This is a genomic window from Rhodosalinus sp. 5P4 (genome assembly GCF_041365695.1).
GTDB lineage: Bacteria > Pseudomonadota > Alphaproteobacteria > Rhodobacterales > Rhodobacteraceae > Rhodosalinus.
Genome location: NZ_JBGFSJ010000014.1, coordinates 1 through 2,880, shown reverse-complemented (window position 1 = coordinate 2,880; position 2,880 = coordinate 1). Strand labels below are relative to the sequence as shown.

Annotated in this window: 1 protein-coding gene; it reads left to right on the top strand. The window is 59.3% G+C overall.

Going from position 1 to position 2,880, the window contains the following annotated elements; translation table 11 throughout:
• The first annotated feature begins 356 nt into the window (after nt 1-356).
• Nucleotides 357-2,621: a hypothetical protein gene (locus tag AB6A69_RS16235; RefSeq protein ID WP_371061568.1), complete on the top strand. Its 2,265-nt coding sequence runs from the start codon at nt 357-359 to the stop codon at nt 2,619-2,621.
• Nucleotides 2,622-2,880: the final 259 nt, after the last annotated feature.

The window sequence follows — 2,880 nt, the reverse complement described above, 5'->3', positions numbered from 1 at the left end:
CCGGCCACCCCAACCGTAGCTACCAGACCCGTTATGCACTAAGACTGAAACCGGACCACTTCATTGGGGCAGGTCAACCGCCGGGATCGACAACCTCATGTCTCACTCGAAGGAGTGCAGCGTATTTATCGAGCAACGTTAGGGCGATGCATCGCTATGTTTAGGCACTCTTTGCGCAAAGTAGGCGGGAAAAAGCATGCAGGATATCGCCTATTACTTCCAAACCCGGAACTTCTAAGTCTTGCTCGCGTGGCATGACATCGGACGGACCGAAGCAAACTTCTGACGCCTTCAAACGACCGCTGATACTCAATTCGCATGAAGCGCCGGAGACCAAGATGGAAGGGAGGGATGGCATGAACGATGAGGCCGCACAAAGAAAGCTCAGTGCCATAATCGATACAGCCCGCGGTTCAGGCCGCATCGTCAATCCCGTCGAGATTGCAAGTCATGCTCGGGAGGCGGGGCTGGATATCACCGAATCCCTCACTGTCGTACGCAAGTATGCAGGCCAAAATTTCGGTAGCGCAGATAGCGCGCTCGAGGCAGCACTTGCCTTTTTCGTTTGCTCACTGGCCTCTGGCGAGAAGGCATCGCGGGTGCTGGAGTACACGGCCGACGACAGGCTACGGGTTGCAGGCCTTACCGCCACCGAAGGTTCAGAGATATCGGTGTTTTCGCGTGATGCACAGTTCGCAGATGTGCTCAATGTTCTCCTGGCAGATACATCGGCCTCGGTTTCGGTCGGCATCCCTGTGCCAGCTGCCAACGCACAGTTCGACACCATGATCTGCGCTCCCCCAATAGGTTTGAGGAGCAATGGCGGTGACGGGTTTGGGAGTGAGATAGTCTCAGCCCTAGCGCCAAACCTTTCCGACGACGGACTTCTTTGCTGGATTACGGCCCGGGGAGTTCTTGCCAACAGACGGGCGCGCTCGACCTTTCCCGCGCTGGCGAAGAATGGGCTGCATCTTGCCGCCGTGATCGACCTAGCGCCAGGCGCGCTTGCGGGCACGAATATCGAGGCCACGCTCATTGTATTCCGCCGCCACGAGCAGGAACAAAAGCTGGTTGGCGCGCTTCGAGGACAGGAAGACGTGGCTCCAATAGTCGCGGCTCTGAAGACAGGGCCGGTCCGAAAGCCGGGCGCAGTCTGGGCTTGGCTCTCTGCGGATGACCAGCGCAGCTTCATGGATCTTGAGCACGAGCGATTGATACGCAAGTTGACGCCACGCGGACGGCACGAGCTGAGGACGATCCGCTCTATGCTTGCCGATGAACGGGTGGAGCGTGCTGACCGGCCGCTGCCGGATGATTTTCACGCCACCGCGCTGCTGTTCGTACCGGAATACGCCGGTAGTCGCGTCACGGCTGATCTTGAAGAGCAAACGGTCAAGCCGCGGTCGGTCTATCGCCTTATCATCAACGCCAAGGAGGCAAACCCACGCTTTCTCGCCCAGCTGTTGAACAGCCCATACGGTCGGCATCTCCGGAGCGGGATCGCGAGCGGGGCTACAATCCAGCGCGTCAGCATTGATGCGCTTCTGTCTCTGGAGCTTGCGGTTCCCGATCTCGCAACACAGGAGCGGATCGCGCGCGTCGATAGCGATATTGGTCTGCTGCAGGCTTCCTTCCGCGATATGCAAGCGACCCTAGAGCAGGACTGGACCGGTCTTACCGAAGTGGCTGAACGGGTTGACGCACTAAAAGCGGTGCTCGACATCGAGCGCCGGATTGCCGACTGGTGGCGCGAGCTCCCATATCCGCTTGCCACGATATACCGGCGCTACCAAGTCTCAACGGTTTCGAAGGAACGTCTGGAGACGCTGCTTCACTTCTTTGAGATGTTCGCTGTTTACCTCGCAGCTGTCGGTGCTAGCCACGTCAAGGCCCTGCGGCAGGACTGGCCGGACGTGCTTGCAAAATGGCTCCACCCAGCTGGTAGCGCCGGGATCGAGCGCGCTGATTTCGGCTTCTGGATCGGCTTAGCCGGGGCAAGCCTGAAGGATACAGCCCGCATTACGAGCGATAAGGAGTTGAGGGCGATCGCCATCGAGACCGGCGGTCCTGAGCTGGTGCAGGTTGCGAGCACACTTGGCGGCCTTGGCAAAGCCACCGAACCTCTGGATGTGGCACGGCGCTTCCGCAACAGCTGGAAAGGCCACGGTGGGCATCTGAAGGCGAGCGATGCCGAGCGCCTAGACCGCGAGCTCCAGCAGCAGGTCCGTGACCTTTATGAGGCGACTGCGTCATTGCTACGCGCCGTTCAGCTCGTCCGACCCGGGATGGCCGAGGTGACGGATACGGGTCTACGGTACAAGGTCGACCTGCTAGCAGGAAGTGACCCGACATTCGAAGCAAGGCAGGTTGAAGTCGATAGGCAGGTGAAGACTGGCGCTCTCGCTTTCTGGGGACAGAATAGCCGCACGATGTGCCGGGCCCTCCCGTTCTTCCGGCTTGGAGCGCCCCAGCAGCCCCAAGAAACCAGCTTTTATGTCTTCAACCGTGTGGAGAACGGCGGCTTCCGGTGGATCTGCTACCAGGAGGCAAGGGAGCAAGAATTTGTGGCGCAGGATGAGGAACTGAGCGGCATCATCTCCCTCGGCAAGGGAACAGTCTGATCGTCCATCGACGTAATGACAATGATCGAGCCGCACTGGAAGCAACGGTCATCGCAGGCACCGATTTACGAAGCGGTATGAAGGACTTCGTCCCCTCTTGCTTCCACAGTGCTTCCACGGTGGGCTCAAACGCAAACGCCGCCCCAGAGGGCGGCGCGTAAGCGTTTGGAAACGCGCAGGAATTTGGTTGCGGGGGTAGGATTTGAACCTACGACCTTCAGGTTATGAGCCTGACGAGCTACCGGGCTGCTCCACCCCG

What these genes read in the sequence shown, in the direction of transcription:
- AB6A69_RS16235 (WP_371061568.1), top strand. Translation starts at nt 357, where the DNA reads ATGAACGATGAGGCCGCACAAAGAAAGCTCAGTGCCATAATCGATACA.